Below are 13,881 nucleotides of genomic sequence, written 5' to 3'. Positions count from 1 at the left end.
ATACAAAGCAAGCCTTACTTCTTAGTGACCCCATTCTTACGATTTTGTAAGCTTAGATAGATGCTTGTAGAAAACAAAGGTAACCGTTGTACCCACTCCTACTTGACTATCAACTCGAATTTCACCTTGATGCCGCTGTACAATCGCTTGCGCTAACGATAGCCCGATCCCTACACTATCCGCTCGTGCATGCTGCGCCTTGTAAAATCGACGGAAGAGATAGGGAAGATCTTGTTTGGCAATTCCCCTTCCTTCATCACCAACCGCAATTTCCGTAACTATAGGTGACTCCGTTATCGTAATCACAATACGTTGCGCAAATGACGAGTGTTCTATCGCATTTTTCAGTACATTGGAAAATGCTTCCGCTAACCAATAGGCATCGTGAATCAGTAACACTTCTTTTTCTTTCTTTTCGATTTCTACTATTATCTCTTTTTGCTCCAACTCTACTGCTACATAGGAAAGTGATTCCATTAATGTCGCCACCACATCTGTCTGCTTCTGTTCTAACTTGATTGCACCTGCCTCTAACTTAGCGGTATGTAGTAGAGTAACGATCAGCCATTCCATCCGTTGGAGTTGACCATCCATCTTAGAGAGGAAATTAGCCTGCTGTTCCCTTTTTAATTCAGGCTTCTGTAAAAGCTCTACCATGAGCGTTAAAGAAGCCAGCGGTGTTTTCAACTGATGAGAGATATCGGAAAGAAATGATTGCAAAAACTGCTTCTCTTGCTCTAGTGCAGTAACCATATGCTTCATGCGCTCCATCATATGATCCAATTGATAAGTGAGACGCGCCAGCTCCCCTTCTTCCATACTTCGCCACTTACGCATGCTTGGGAACTTCCCCTCCACTGCCTGCTCTACACGTGTCGTCATAAGCCTCATCTCCTTAAAGCCGCGGAGAAACTCGTCATAGATGAAAAGGAGCAAGATGAACGTGCTTAAGATTCCAATCGTAATCGTCTCCACTGTTGCAATTTCCAACTCCCTAAAAAACGGAGCTTTTTCTAACGCGAGCCCGATCTCTAGCCCATATCGCTGGGCAATTTGCTCTCCCTGCTTCCATTCTGCTGTAGTCACTTCATCAGTAATAAGAGGAACCATATCCCTTTCCAGCTCAGGATACTCTAATAGTACTTTTCCTAATAACGCAGTCTGCTGCTTGATCCAATCTTGCTTCAATTGATCTGCTTCATGATTCATCCACCCACCTAGTACCAGCATGCAGAGCGTCTGTATCAGCAAAACTTTCCATGTAAGGCGCCGAATCTCTGGATTTTGTAAAAAAGATTCCATTACTATCTTTTCCCCCTTTACTAAACAAAGCGATACCCCACACCTCTAACCGTATGAATATAAGAAGGCTGCTTCACATCCTCTTCAATTTTTTCGCGCAGGCGCCGAATATGAACAGACAGCGTATTATTATCAATAAAATCCCCTTCTACGTCCCATATCTTTTCTAACATAACGGAGCGCGAAATCACTTGCCCCCGGTGTTGAAACAAAAAAAGGAGCAACTTATATTCTATTGGCGTCAGTTCCAATGTAATCCCGTTCTTCATAACCCGGTGTTGCTCAGTGTCCAATACCAAACCATCGCTTTCATATTGGACACTGCGTACCTGCTGCTCCACTGTTTGACTACGCCGTAGGGCTGCATGGATACGCGAGAGCAATTCACGCAAGCGAAATGGTTTGGTGATGTAATCATCGCCCCCTAAATCTAATCCCCTCACAACATGCACTTCTTCCTCCCGTGCCGTTAGAAATAGAATGGGGACAGAACTGATCTCCCTAATCTTTCTACACAACATAAACCCATCTCCATCCGGCAACGTAACGTCTAGTAAGATCAGATCGTAACAACAAGATTGCACTTGTTGCCATCCTTCCTCCATTCTTGTCGCTACTCTTACTTCCTGGCCTTCGTTCTGGAGGGCGAATTGTAAACCCATCGCCAAAGTTTCATCATCTTCAACCAATAAAATCGTAGCCATACCCATTCTCCTCTTACTTATTATTCTCTTAAATTATAGTTGAGGAAGCACCCTTAGCATACCCTTACTACTTTAAAGCACCAGCTTCTAATTATAAATTTGTCATTGACGTCGACGGAAAGCAGATTATACAATGAGTTTAAACGGTTAATCCTTTCAACCAATTGTTTGCTTTTCTTCAACGGAGGGAATTTATACAAGCGAAAGCGATCCCTTCGTACAGATACTTAACATAACGAACTACTTTTTGAGGAGGAATTTCACATGAGCAAAACCAATCGTCAAATTATTTTCGCTGAGCGTCCAGTAGGTATGCCAAACGATTCTACTTTCCGTTTGGAAGAATCCACAATCCCTGAGGCAACCGAAGGTACTTTTGTCGTGCAAACTCTTTATCTTTCTGTCGATCCCTATATGCGTGGGCGGATGAGAGATGCGAAATCGTATATCGAACCATTCGCCGTAAATGAGCCTCTTAATGGTGGTATCGTCGCACGCGTGATCCAATCCAAGCATCCAGAATATAAAGAAGGGGACATTGTAAGTGGGATGATGCCATGGCAAGATTACTCGCTTACCGATGGCTCCAATGTACTGGGAAAACTAGATCCTGAACTCGCTCCTATCAGTACCGCTCTTGGCATCCTCGGTATGCCTGGGCTAACCGCTTACTTCGGCTTACTTGACATCGGTAATCCGAAAGAAGGGGAAACGGTCGTCGTCTCAGGTGCCGCTGGTGCTGTCGGTAGTGTAGTTGGACAAATTGCCAAGATCAAAGGATGTAGAGTAGTAGGCATCGCTGGTTCCGATGAGAAGAACGCATACTTAAAGGAATTAGGCTTTGATCATGTGATCAACTATAAAACAGAAAATGTAGCCGCTGCACTAAAAGAATCATGTCCAGATGGTGTCGATGTATACTTTGATAACGTGGGGGGAGAGATCAGCGATGCCGTCTTCGCACTTATTAATAAGTTCGCTCGCCTTATCATCTGTGGTCAAATCTCTATGTACAACGCTACCAAGCCTGACATTGGGGTACGTCCACAAGTAGGGCTTATTCAAAAGAGTGCCTTGATGAAAGGCTTTGTCGTCAGCGACTATCAAGATCGTTCGCTTGAAGGCATCACGCAATTAGCTACCTGGTTACGTGAAGGAAAGTTAACCTATCGTGAATCGATTGTAGATGGATTGGAAAACGCTCCCTCTGCTTTCCTCGGTCTCTTCAAAGGGGAGAATATCGGGAAGCAACTCGTCAAAGTGGCAGAGTAACAATAAACCAATTCACTATATGAACCTAATTATCCCGCTTGCGTGGACTCATCCGCACAAGCGGGTTTTTAAATTCTGAGTAAACAACTAATGCTAAAAGCGAATAAACTACTTCCATCATCCATAAATGAGGAGGTACGTTATGCACACTCAGGAACTTCAACATACCGTAACGCCTTCTTCTAAAAAAAGTAACAACACGTCATCCATAATTCCTGAAAGGGATGATCCCCACTCTTTCCACGCCCACAGCAACCAGATTTCCTATTATTTCTTGCCGCAACAGTGGTCTTTAACATTGGATCAACTACAATTCCAATTTCAAATACGATCCGATAAGTCCACCTCACCACAACTAGCTATCCAACACTTCTTCACTGGAAATCAGCTTGCTCCCTTACATTCGCCTATTCTGATTTATAAAGAAGCGTGGACAGGAATCGACCTTCTGTTCTATTTCCAAAATGGTCATCTCAAATATGATCTTGTGCTTGCCCCAGGTAGCAATATTCACGATATTGGGATCCAGGTACTCCATACCGATCTCATCGCGATAACGGAATCAGGTGACCTTCTCTTACATTCTCCCCATGGCATGCTAAAGCAGCCCCTCCCTTATAGCTACCAACTAAGCACTTACGGAAAAAAAGAGAGAGCCGTCTCCTATCTCCTTATCGATCAACATACTTTTGGCTTTGAGTTAGACGGAGAATACGACCCGTCACTTCCTCTTGTAATCGACCCCATCCTCCTCCTCTACTCCACTTACCTTGGAGGTTCGGGCACAGATTGTGGGCTAAGCATAGACGTTAACTCAAAGCAGGAAGCTTTCGTCACGGGGACAACAGCATCAGCAAACTTTCCCACCACATCAGGTGCCTTTCAAACCATACAGACAGGCTTTGAAAGCATTTTTGTCAGTAAATTTAATACAGCCGGCACCTCTTTACTTTATTCCACACTCATTAGTGGAAGTGAAGGAGAACGCGGTGTAAGCATCCGTGTTGATGATGGTGGAAATGCCTATGTTACTGGTGAAACCACTTCATCCGATTTCCCCATAACCTCAGGCGCTTTTCAAACGGAATTTAAAGGCATCGAGAGCGCATATATTACCAAACTTTCCCCAACTGGATCTACACTGATCTACTCTACTTTCCTCGGGGGGACTGAAACCAATAGTGCCAACTCCATTGCCCTTGATTCTGACCGAAATGCTTATGTAACTGGGATTACACAGTCAAGGGATTTTCCGGTTACCTCAGGTGCCTTTCAAACACGAAATCGCTCTGCCCTGCAAACCTCCTTTTTCTCCAAGCTAAATGCTACAGGAACCAGTTTGATTTACTCCAGCTACTTAGGAGGTAGTAACTTTGATGCGGGTTCAGGAATCACTGTCAACACAAAGAAACAAGCATATATTATCGGCTTAACAGGCTCAAACGACTTTCCGACGACACCTAATTCCTTTCAAACTATGCTTCCTGGGAACAATACGGCTGCCTATGTTAGCAGAGTAAATGCAGATGGCTCTTCCCTTATTTACTCCACTTATCTCGGTGGAACAGGGGATGATACTGGTGCTGCTATCTCTTTAAACGGCAATGACGAAGCGTATGTCACGGGACAAACGACGTCGACCAACTTTCCCGTTACTCCTAATGCCATTCAATCCCAGCTTGCAGGTACGCAAGACGCCTTTGTTGCTCGTTTTAATCAAGCTGGATCCACCCTGATCTTTTCTTCCTATTTAGGAGGAACAAACACTCAGGTGGGATCTGGCATCTCTGTTGACCCTTTCGACAATGCCTGGGTTGTAGGTGAAACGAGTTCCACCAACTTCCCTATCAGTTCCGACGCTGTGCAACCAACTTATGGTGGTGGGAGTTTTGATGCCTTTGCCACCTATCTACAGCTCCAAGCTAACACGAGTAATCGCATTCTCTATTCCACCTATCTGGGTGGATCAGCGTTAGATCAAGCAAGAGGAAACGCGAACGATAACAGTGGGAACGTCTATATTACCGGTGATACCCAATCGGCCAACTTCCCTGTGCTCTCCCGTTCCTTCCAAACCCAACTCGCGGGGGGAGAAGATGGATTTGTATCCAAAATCGGCTCACCTTCCTCTACCATTCGTGGGGCGACTGGAGCGACTGGAGCTATTGGGGCGACTGGAGCGACTGGAGCTATTGGGGCGACTGGAGCAACTGGTCCACGAGGACCACGAGGAGCACGGGGACCACGGGGAAAACGAGGAGCGATCGGAGAATCTGGTGCTTAAAATTTGTGCCAGTTGGTGTAACGTCCCACTCACTAAAGGAGAGTTTGATATGAGAAATTCTTTTATGAAGGCAACATCACCTTCACAGTTATATCCATTTCAACAACAGATAGATACGAGCGGAGCCCCCTACTATGAGGTACGAAAAAAAGAAGGATCCCTTTTTTTCTATACCGACCGCATGACCCTCGCTTTTACTAATGAAAAACCACTCACACTCCACTTTCTTCAGCATCAATCCAATATTAATATGAGAGGGCTACACGCCTCTCCTAACGCCAACCAATTTCGCGAACTCATCTACTATGATATATGGCCTAGCATCGACCTTTCGTTTTCACACGAAAACGACCAGTTAAAGTATACACTGACCGTTCACCCCACAGCTTCACCCTCTCATATCCGTTTCCACTATGAAGGAGCAAACGCTATCCACCTTTCCTCGGAAGGTTCATTAAACGTTTTTACACCACACGGACTTCTACGCGAACAAAAGCCCATTAGCTATCAAAAACAAGGCGACATTCGCACAACCATCCCTTCTTCCTTTCACCTCCACGAGGACTCTACTTTTGGATTCCACGTAGATAACTACGATCAGACCGTCCCTTTAATCATTGATCCCATCGTTTTTTATGCTAGTTATCTCGGAGGTAGACTAAATGAAGATGGAACTGCGATTACAGTTGATTCCGCAGGCAATGCTTATCTGACAGGTAATACATCTTCTAGTGATTTTCCCGTCACTTCTGGTGCTTTTCAAACGATCAAAGGCATTGTAACCCCCATTCAAGTCTTTGATGCTTTCATCACCAAAGTGGGGGCAAACGGTGCTTCTCTCGTCTATTCCACCTTTTTAGGCGGGCGTGCAAATGATATTGGGATAGATATCGCACTCGATTCAGATGATAATGCTTACGTAACAGGCTTAACAGGCTCCACCGATTTTCCCATCACTTCGGGCGCCTTTCAAACTCGCCCCAGTGGCTGCTTTGTTACCAAGCTTAATTCGACGGGCTCTTCCTTGGTCTACTCCACTTTCTTAGGCGGCACTGGTAATCTAGATATTGGAAATGGAATTACTGTAAATACGATGGGAAATGCATATGTTACAGGGACAGCAGACTCCTTCAATTTTCCTACTACATCAGGGGCTTTTCAAACCCAGCGCATGTTGGGGGGATCGGACGGATTTATCACGAAATTTTCTGTCGATGGAAGCTCACTCGTCTACTCCACTTTACTAGGTGGAAGGGGGATCGATGAAGCAACCGGGATTGCGATTGATGATACGGAAAATGCGTATATTTTCGGGCAGACCACTTCTTTTGATTTCCCTGTCACCAGCGGTGCTTTTCAAACAAGCAAAGCAGGAGCCATGGATACCTTTATCACCAAATTAAATTCTACAGGATCTGCGCTAATCTATTCCACATACCTAGGAGGAACAGAGAATGATTTTAGTGCGGGTATTTCCTTAGATGGCGGCAATAATGCCTATGTGATTGGTACAACAAGCTCCAGCAACTTCCCTACCACCACCAATGCCTTTCAGGATATTTTCCAAGGTGCCTCTGATGTGTTTGTCAGTAAATTAAATATGGAAGGAAGTTCATTAGTCTACTCCACGTTCTTAGGAGGGAGCGGACGCGACCGTGGTCGTCAAATCGCGGTTAACTCCTTCGGTTCGGCCTGGGTAACAGGTGTTACGTTCTCCACCAACTTTCCTGTCACACCCGATGCTTTCCAAGATAGTCGAAACGGCAACTCCGATGCCTTCATCACGCAAATCAGTTATTCAGGACAGGGTATCACGTTTTCATCTTACTTAGGAGGCAGTGGAGCCGAAGAGGGCAACGGCATTGCCCTTGATCCAGTTGGTGATGCCTATGTAACCGGATGTACTTCCTCTCAAAACTTCCCTGTCACCTTCCGTGTCTTTCAACCTAGATCCGGTGGTGACCAAGATGCCTTTGTAGCAAAGATTGGGGAGGGGCAAGTAGGGCCCACCGGGGCAACGGGTCCACGAGGACCTCGTGGACCACGTGGAGCCAGGGGGCCGCGAGGCAATAGCAGTGGTGAAATTTCTTCCTAGGCGAACAAGAACCCCTGCCAAATAGGCAGGGGTTTCTTGTTCGCAAATAGAGCTTACTCCTCCCTTTACGATTTGACTCCCACTTTTTCCTTAGCCAAATCAAAACAGCTATTCATACTCTTCGTATAGCGTGTTTGAAAGGGTACCTCTTCAATCTCAAGCTCTTGCAACACTTTTCCGCTCGGTGAATCTCCAATTTTCAAAATCGGGTTTTCTACCTTCCCACCAGTTTGCCATAAGCTCTTCATATTTTTCTGAACATGAAAATTTCCCTTGAAATGAGTCTCACTCTTTAATAACTCTCCCTCCAGCTTCGAATAGAGGTGAGAAGAAACATCAAACGAGGTTAGCTTTCCTTCGGTAGGAATGGATAGCTGAAAATAGGGAGTCCCATCTTCTTCTTTTGCTTCGGTAACACATTGGTTCGCTGTATTCGTTATCGTAATCTCCTGTACCTCTTTCGGCAATCCCCAGATCTTATGTCCCCGAATCCGGTTTTCCAACGATGTGACCGGCATCGAAAACACATAATACCCGAAAGAGGGGAATAATTTCTCCAACACCATCGGTAGCACCGGTGGATTCCAACCGGCATCTACCATGACCGGAATTGTCATCGCGATCTCGTTGTATGGGGGAATCCCCAAAACATTCTTATACTCATAGCAAGAAAAAATAACGAGTGAACGCCCTTTTGGCATTCGAATCGGCTTCATCCGCGGATCGATCATCATTCTTTCTGCTTTCTCATAACTACAAAAGAAGATTCCAATCGCACATGTTACATCGCTATAAAAAGTGGGGAATAGATAGTTTTTACTAATATGATCATCCAACTGTAGCGGCTGTTCACCATGCCTCAGCTCGAATCTCTTAAAGAAGTCATCATCAAATTTTTCACGGTTATCCAACATAGATTCGTCGTAGTGTAATAACGGCTTCATCTAATCTCCCCCGAATTGTAAATGATTAAAATAGTCACCCTTCATTGTACCATAGTTTAGATGGGAGGAGAGCTGTGCTTTCTACACAATGCGCTGTGAACAACTTTTTACCAACTGCTCTAATTTAATATACCGCTCCATCTCCTCCATCAACACCGTCATTCGTCGATCTTTTTCCACCTTGTTCATCACTTGCTCATAATGCTCCCGATGTTGAAAACGGCTAATCCTCGTATATATCCTTTCTCCTGCTGTAAGTGGTTCTATCCCGCTACATTCATTTGTCCGATAAGTTGCATCATCAACAGCCCCATGTTGTTTCATCATATGCGACATCGCTTGTTGTACCCGCAAGAAAGATGAAATATTCTGCTTTTTTATGCGATAAATATGTATGAGCACGTACATAAGAGATCCCCCTCATCACATTTCCTATATTATAGCAAATAAAAATAAATCAGTAAATATACCTCCTCTACAACTGCAATCTTGCTTTTATTTCCATTTAGCTAAAATCAGGCGAATCGCCTTCATCGTAACAGGTGAACCCATCTCTATATGATCATGTTGATCCATCTTTCCTATATCCCCGATCCCAACAATTAAAGGAATCTCTTCAATTTCATTTAATACCCCCACCGTATCCCCATAAATGCGAGGCTCTTTCTGTCCTGCTTTCGCACGTAGAGGAAACCCATTCTTATCTACTCCAAACCTAGCTTTGCGTCCCCAACGATCCATCGCAACATCTACTCGCGCCCAACGAGTCATACGACTATGCGAAGCAACCGCAATTACACCTAAAATCTCGATTTCTGGATGTCTCGCCACATATTTGAGCGAAAGCTCTCCCTGTCCTACTCCACGGGCTCCACAATCATCAAACATCACTAACACTGGATCATGTTTCGCCTGTTTGATACGTTTTACAATCTTTGCCCCCGTTAAGGGAGTCGGATTTCCTGCTGATGTAGAGATGCAACGTCCCCCAATACGACGCGCCATCTGCTCTAGCACCTGACATGCGATGCGATCCCCGTCTGTCACTAAGATTACCTTTCGTGTTCCCATCATAATCCCCCTTCCCTATGGAATGCCAATAATCCATTGCAGGAGTGAACCGATTACTTTACCAAATACCATTGCCATCAATAGTGTAACTACATGTCGTTCCATCCGCAGACGTTTAGACAAAATTGGAAGTACGTTGACCACTTCTGTTAATGCACCAGCTAGAAAACCGACAAAGCACCCTGCCAAAATCCCAAGAAGGATCGTTACTTCCACGGGAAAAGCTAATGAAATATCCCGAAAATCCAGCCATGTAAATACTAATGCCCCCCATACAAAAGCATATTCATAGCGATGAATTGCTTTTGGGCTGCGCGAAAAACGGGCCATGCGTGGGACAATATCTAAGACAGTAATAAAAGCCACAAACCCACTTCCAACTGCAATTCCACCCGCAAAACTGATAAATATTAAAAGTAGATTATGAAGAAGGGCCACGAATCGTCTTCTCCCGCTCTTTTTCATTATCTATCACATATTGATCTAGATTTTCTTGATATAAAAACATCTCTACTTCTAAGGGGCTAGGCTCATCATTGAAGCGACGCTTAAACAAGTGATTAAAAAACAAAATCATCCCGGTTCCAATTCCAAAAGAGTACGGAATCTGCATTAAGAGTGGACGAGTCGAATGAATACCCGTAATTAAAAAGTAAATTCGCTCTAACACCGCCTCCATGCTTACATCTTTATGAAAGTTCATGATGGCAAGCCCTGAACCGACGAAGAGCAACACCCACACAAAGCAAACTAGATATCCTTTGGGAATCCAATGTGAAGTAGGCCACTCAATAATCGTTTGCCCCCCGCCCAGATTACGTACATCGAGGGAGGGCTCGTGACGGTGAATGGTCTGAATAACATCAATCACATCAATCACTGCTAAAGTGCCATCTGACCATTTGGACTGGTATATGGGAATTTCACGGATGGACTGATATGATTCATCCACGATGATCTGGCACACATCAGCAAGACGCAACACTTGTCCCGGCTTTACTTTTACACGTTTTTGTAACCGTAAATAAACGATTTTTGCATGCATTCCCTATCCCCCTACCTCTACTCCATTTCTAGTATGCTTCCCATACGAGACAAAAAAACACCCACCTACAGGTGGATGCCCAGCGAGCGTATGCCGTTTTACTTACAAACTCTATCCCTCCTCACTTTGACCTCCAATCTCTTCGCGCATGCGCCGAATGATTTTTTTCTCTAGACGCGAAACTTGCACTTGAGAAATACCTAATCGCTGTGCCACTTCAGATTGAGTCTGATCTTTAAAATAGCGCATCATCACGATCAGCTGTTCTCGTTCCGTTAATCGCTCAATCGCCTCTTTCAATGCGAGCTTATCAAACCATGCTTCTCCAGAATCATCTGAAATTTGGTCCATCAATGTAATGGGATCTCCATCGTTTTCAAAAACGGTCTCATGGATAGAAGTGGGAGAGCGATTTGCCTCTTGTGCAAATACGATCTCCTCTGGCTCTACATTCATGCGCTCAGCAATTTCATAAATAGTGGGTAAGCGACCCATCTCTTTCATTAACTCATCTTTTGCTTTACGTACATGATTGGCTAGCTCTTTTAGAGAGCGGCTCACTTTTACCATCCCGTCATCACGCAAAAAGCGTTGAATCTCGCCAATAATCATAGGCACCGCATAAGTAGAAAACTTTACTTCATAAGTGAGGTCAAACTTATCTACTGCTTTTAATAAGCCGATACAGCCGATTTGGAACAAATCTTCCGCCTCATAGCCACGATTTAAAAATCGCTGTACCACAGACCAAACTAAGCGAATATTGTGTTTTACCAAGCGATCGCGCGCTGCTTGATCTCCTCCTTGACTAGCCACGATCAACTTCTTCACTTCCTCATCGGACAGATGGGCATGTTTGGAATTGCGAACATCTGAATCCATAGAGCGCCTCAATGACTCGTCGGCTGACGATGAGATTTTAATTGCTTGGTAAGACGAACTGTCGTTCCCTTCCCTCTCTCCGAAACGATCTCTACATGATCCATAAAATTCTCCATAATAGTAAAGCCCATTCCCGATCGTTCCAGCTCTGGTTTAGAAGTATACAAAGGCTGTCTTGCTTCATCCACATCCCCAATTCCTAAACCCTCATCCTTGATCTCAATCTTAATCCCCTCTCCGGTCATCTCTGTTCTAATCCAAACAATTCCAGCGGCATCTTCCTCATATCCATGGATAACGGCATTGGTAACTGCTTCTGAAACCACTGTTTTAATATCAGTTAACTCTTCTAAAGTAGGATCCAATTGCGAGACGAAGGAAGCTACAGCAACACGAGCAAAAGATTCATTTTCTGAGCGGCTGGCAAAGGAGAGCTCCATAAAATTATGTACCTGACTCATGATGCCACCCCACATGCTGTTAATGCAGATTCCTCAGTATCATATACGGTTAGTATTTTATGAATTCCAGATAGCTGAAATAGGCGTGACACCGAAGGTTGAACGGAGCACAACCTCATCGTCCCCTTCTTTTCCGCCATTGTTTTATAGCGTCCCAATACCACTCCCAAGCCCGAGCTGTCCATAAAGGTTAAACGTTGTAAGTTTAAAATAAGATTGCGATACATCCCTGTCTCCAGCTCTTTTTCTACTCGGGTACGCACCTCCTCTGCCGTATGGTGATCCAGTTCCCCCGCCAAACGCACCACCAATACATTTCGATAAGAAATTACATCGACATGCAAACTCATCGCCCACACTCCCTCCATTTTCCCTACCCTTTCTCCATCCACATCCCACTTCCTTCTCCCCCGACAAAATAACAGAAAAAACGAGGGAAGCTGTCTTAGCCTCCCTCGTTTTTCCCTTATTCCTTCACTTCCTTCTTTTTTTCTTGCTTATCTTCACCTTCTGGATCTTGCACACCATCGGGGAGAAACAAAATCTTTTTCGTAGCTCGTGTAAAGAGTGTCCACCAACGAGCACGATCAATATCGTCACCACTGGTCAGAATAAAGTCAGCTACCACTTCACCTTCTTTTTTTACCTGTACTTTCCCCACCGTATCCCCTTTTTTCACCGGAGCTTTTAATGGGTCCCACAAAGTAACCACTTCAAACTGCTCTAACTTATCTCCGCGCTTCATCAAAATACTCATGCGCCGATCTGCTTTTACATGTAATTGCGGATTTTCACCCTTGCTTATCTCCCGTGCTCCAATCACATCACCCTGATCAAACAATACATGAGTGCGATATTGACTAAAAGCAAAGTTCATCATTTGTGCTATCTCTTGATTGCGGGATTTTGCATCTGGTTCTCCCATCACCACCGCAATGAGACGCATCCCTTCCCGCTCAGCAGTTGCCGTCAAACAATACTTTGCTTCCTGAGTGAAGCCGGTTTTCAACCCATCCATACCTTCATAAAACTTTACTAACCGATTCGTATTAACGAGCCAAAACGGGGTTTTAGATTCCTGGCGTAAATAATCTTCATATACACCAGTAAAACGTGTTATCTCTGGATGCTTTAAGAGAGCTCTTGACATGGTACTGATATCACGAGCAGTCGTGTAATGATCTGGCTCTGGCAAACCATTGGTGTTACGAAATTTTGTATGAGTCATCCCTAATTCGCTCGCCTTGCGATTCATCTTCTGGACAAAGGCTTCTTCCGTTCCTGCTAAGTGCTCAGCAACCGCCACAGTAGCATCATTGGCAGAAGCAATCGCTATCGCCTTTAACAGCTCTTCCACTTTCATCTCTTCTCCAGCTTTGAGGAAAATTTGTGAGCCTCCCATGGAAGCCGCGTGTTCACTTGCTTGCACCTTATCTTCCATGCTCAGATGTCCTTCATCTAATGCCTCCATTACAAGAAGCATGGTCATTACCTTGGTAATACTGGCGGGCGGTAATTTCTCATCTGCGTTCTTTTCATATAAAACGGTTCCAGTATCTACATCTAGGAGTATCGCTGATTTCGCTTTATCCGCCAGTTCCTTCTCTGTTGCGGACACTGTATGGCTGGGAGTTAAACTACCCATTAACACTAAACTTATTAGCACGAGACTGAGTATACGACGAGTTCGCATCGGGTCTTTCCCTCCTCACTAAACTACGTTTATTGTGAGCCAGTGACAGGGTTATTATTCCATACAGCTAGCAGGAGATCATCGCACAAAAAAAGGACGTTAATCCAGGGGATCAACGTCCTTCTCTT

General features: G+C 44.6%; 14 protein-coding genes. 3 read left to right on the top strand and 11 right to left on the bottom strand.

What is annotated here, in order from left to right:
- Nucleotides 1-36: 36 nt before the first annotated feature.
- Nucleotides 37-1,302: a sensor histidine kinase gene (locus NXZ84_RS04590; protein WP_258839096.1), complete on the bottom strand. Its 1,266-nt coding sequence runs from the start codon at nt 1,300-1,302 to the stop codon at nt 37-39.
- A 20-nt stretch (nt 1,303-1,322) separates the two neighbouring features.
- Nucleotides 1,323-2,006 carry a response regulator transcription factor gene (locus NXZ84_RS04585; protein WP_258839095.1) on the bottom strand — a complete coding sequence of 228 codons (684 nt, stop codon included), beginning with the start codon at nt 2,004-2,006 and terminating at the stop codon, nt 1,323-1,325.
- Between the two features lie 264 nt (nt 2,007-2,270).
- Here NXZ84_RS04585 and NXZ84_RS04580 point away from each other — a divergent pair, with 264 nt between their 5' ends.
- The 3 genes from NXZ84_RS04580 to NXZ84_RS04570 all read left to right on the top strand — a co-directional run bounded on the left by NXZ84_RS04580 (nt 2,271) and on the right by NXZ84_RS04570 (nt 7,657).
- The gene (locus tag NXZ84_RS04580; RefSeq protein WP_258839094.1) at nt 2,271-3,278 is read left to right on the top strand and encodes an NADP-dependent oxidoreductase; all 1,008 of its coding nucleotides are present in this window, start codon (nt 2,271-2,273) and stop codon (nt 3,276-3,278) included.
- Between the two features lie 142 nt (nt 3,279-3,420).
- Nucleotides 3,421-5,562: an SBBP repeat-containing protein gene (locus NXZ84_RS04575; RefSeq protein ID WP_309495566.1), complete on the top strand. Its 2,142-nt coding sequence runs from the start codon at nt 3,421-3,423 to the stop codon at nt 5,560-5,562.
- Between the two features lie 49 nt (nt 5,563-5,611).
- On the top strand, nt 5,612-7,657 hold the full coding sequence (locus NXZ84_RS04570) for an SBBP repeat-containing protein (protein ID WP_309495805.1): 2,046 nt from the start codon (nt 5,612-5,614) through the stop codon (nt 7,655-7,657).
- 65 nt (nt 7,658-7,722) lie between these two features.
- Here the strand turns inward: NXZ84_RS04570 and NXZ84_RS04565 are convergent, their stop codons facing one another.
- From NXZ84_RS04565 to NXZ84_RS04525, 9 genes are all read right to left on the bottom strand, one after another.
- Entirely contained in the window at nt 7,723-8,601 is an 879-nt protein-coding gene (locus NXZ84_RS04565; protein WP_258839093.1) for an acetoacetate decarboxylase family protein, read from the bottom strand.
- Nucleotides 8,602-8,682: 81 nt separating this feature from the next.
- Nucleotides 8,683-9,009 carry a DUF1428 family protein gene (locus tag NXZ84_RS04560; RefSeq protein ID WP_258839092.1) on the bottom strand — a complete coding sequence of 109 codons (327 nt, stop codon included), beginning with the start codon at nt 9,007-9,009 and terminating at the stop codon, nt 8,683-8,685.
- 87 nt (nt 9,010-9,096) lie between these two features.
- A complete protein-coding gene (gene spoVAEA / locus NXZ84_RS04555) occupies nt 9,097-9,672 on the bottom strand; it encodes a stage V sporulation protein SpoVABEA (protein ID WP_309495564.1) in 576 nt (191 codons plus the stop codon).
- Nucleotides 9,673-9,687: 15 nt separating this feature from the next.
- Nucleotides 9,688-10,110, bottom strand: coding sequence for a stage V sporulation protein AB (locus NXZ84_RS04550; protein WP_258839090.1), 423 nt, complete (start codon nt 10,108-10,110; stop codon nt 9,688-9,690).
- Nucleotides 10,094-10,717, bottom strand: coding sequence for a stage V sporulation protein AA (locus tag NXZ84_RS04545; protein WP_258839089.1), 624 nt, complete (start codon nt 10,715-10,717; stop codon nt 10,094-10,096). Before NXZ84_RS04545 ends, NXZ84_RS04550 begins: the two co-directional genes overlap by 17 nt.
- A gap of 111 nt (nt 10,718-10,828) precedes the next feature.
- Nucleotides 10,829-11,599 carry an RNA polymerase sporulation sigma factor SigF gene (sigF, locus tag NXZ84_RS04540; protein WP_258839088.1) on the bottom strand — a complete coding sequence of 257 codons (771 nt, stop codon included), beginning with the start codon at nt 11,597-11,599 and terminating at the stop codon, nt 10,829-10,831.
- 8 nt (nt 11,600-11,607) lie between these two features.
- Entirely contained in the window at nt 11,608-12,060 is a 453-nt protein-coding gene (spoIIAB, locus tag NXZ84_RS04535) for an anti-sigma F factor (RefSeq protein WP_258839087.1), read from the bottom strand.
- Entirely contained in the window at nt 12,057-12,452 is a 396-nt protein-coding gene (gene spoIIAA / locus NXZ84_RS04530; RefSeq protein ID WP_309495562.1) for an anti-sigma F factor antagonist, read from the bottom strand. The genes spoIIAB and spoIIAA overlap by 4 nt, the downstream gene beginning before the upstream one ends.
- Before the next feature lie 74 nt (nt 12,453-12,526).
- Nucleotides 12,527-13,753, bottom strand: coding sequence for a D-alanyl-D-alanine carboxypeptidase family protein (locus tag NXZ84_RS04525; protein WP_258839086.1), 1,227 nt, complete (start codon nt 13,751-13,753; stop codon nt 12,527-12,529).
- Nucleotides 13,754-13,881 lie beyond the last annotated feature (128 nt).

This window comes from Mechercharimyces sp. CAU 1602, from assembly GCF_024753565.1.
In the GTDB taxonomy this organism is placed as follows: Bacteria; Bacillota; Bacilli; order Thermoactinomycetales; family JANTPT01; genus Mechercharimyces.
This window is presented reverse-complemented; position numbering and strand designations above follow the sequence as displayed.

Coding starts and splice junctions, on each gene's coding strand:
- NXZ84_RS04575 (WP_309495566.1), top strand. CDS start 3,421: ATGCACACTCAGGAACTTCAACATACCGTAACGCCTTCTTCTAAAAAA.
- NXZ84_RS04565 (WP_258839093.1), bottom strand. CDS start 8,601: ATGAAGCCGTTATTACACTACGACGAATCTATGTTGGATAACCGTGAA.
- NXZ84_RS04580 (WP_258839094.1), top strand. CDS start 2,271: ATGAGCAAAACCAATCGTCAAATTATTTTCGCTGAGCGTCCAGTAGGT.
- NXZ84_RS04525 (WP_258839086.1), bottom strand. CDS start 13,753: ATGCGAACTCGTCGTATACTCAGTCTCGTGCTAATAAGTTTAGTGTTA.
- NXZ84_RS04585 (WP_258839095.1), bottom strand. CDS start 2,006: ATGGCTACGATTTTATTGGTTGAAGATGATGAAACTTTGGCGATGGGT.
- spoIIAB (WP_258839087.1), bottom strand. CDS start 12,060: ATGAGTCAGGTACATAATTTTATGGAGCTCTCCTTTGCCAGCCGCTCA.
- NXZ84_RS04545 (WP_258839089.1), bottom strand. CDS start 10,717: ATGCATGCAAAAATCGTTTATTTACGGTTACAAAAACGTGTAAAAGTA.
- spoVAEA (WP_309495564.1), bottom strand. CDS start 9,672: ATGGGAACACGAAAGGTAATCTTAGTGACAGACGGGGATCGCATCGCA.
- NXZ84_RS04560 (WP_258839092.1), bottom strand. CDS start 9,009: ATGTACGTGCTCATACATATTTATCGCATAAAAAAGCAGAATATTTCA.
- NXZ84_RS04590 (WP_258839096.1), bottom strand. CDS start 1,302: ATGGAATCTTTTTTACAAAATCCAGAGATTCGGCGCCTTACATGGAAA.
- NXZ84_RS04570 (WP_309495805.1), top strand. CDS start 5,612: ATGAGAAATTCTTTTATGAAGGCAACATCACCTTCACAGTTATATCCA.
- sigF (WP_258839088.1), bottom strand. CDS start 11,599: ATGGATTCAGATGTTCGCAATTCCAAACATGCCCATCTGTCCGATGAG.